At 63.2% G+C, this 310-nt stretch carries 1 protein-coding gene; it reads left to right on the forward strand.

What is annotated here, in order from left to right; genetic code table 11:
- On the forward strand, positions 1-174 hold a 174-nt coding region (locus tag KVT32_RS29535; protein ID WP_217619365.1), incomplete at its 5' end, for a class I SAM-dependent methyltransferase.
- Between the last annotated feature and the right edge of the window lie 136 nt (positions 175-310).

Here is a 310-nt window from a genome sequence, read left to right on the forward strand (position 1 = left end):
GGCAAGCGCATCGCCAAGGACACGGAAAGCTACCGCTACCTGGCCGAGTCGATCCGCATGCACCCGGACCAGGAGACGCTCAAGAGCATGATGCAGGACGCGGGGCTGGAGCGCGTGCAGTACTTCAACCTGACGGCAGGCGTCGCGGCGCTGCATACCGGTATCAAAATGTGAGGGTAGGACGATGAAAAAATTCTTGGTTACGATGATGCTGGCGGTGCCCGCCACCTCGATGATTGCGGAAGCGGTCGCGCGCCCGATGGGCGGCAAGCGCTCCTTCGGCCGCCAGTCGCAGACCGTGCGCCAGATG

Source organism: Achromobacter sp. GbtcB20, assembly GCF_019091095.1.
In the GTDB taxonomy this organism is placed as follows: Bacteria; Pseudomonadota; Gammaproteobacteria; order Burkholderiales; family Burkholderiaceae_B; genus Achromobacter; species Achromobacter mucicolens.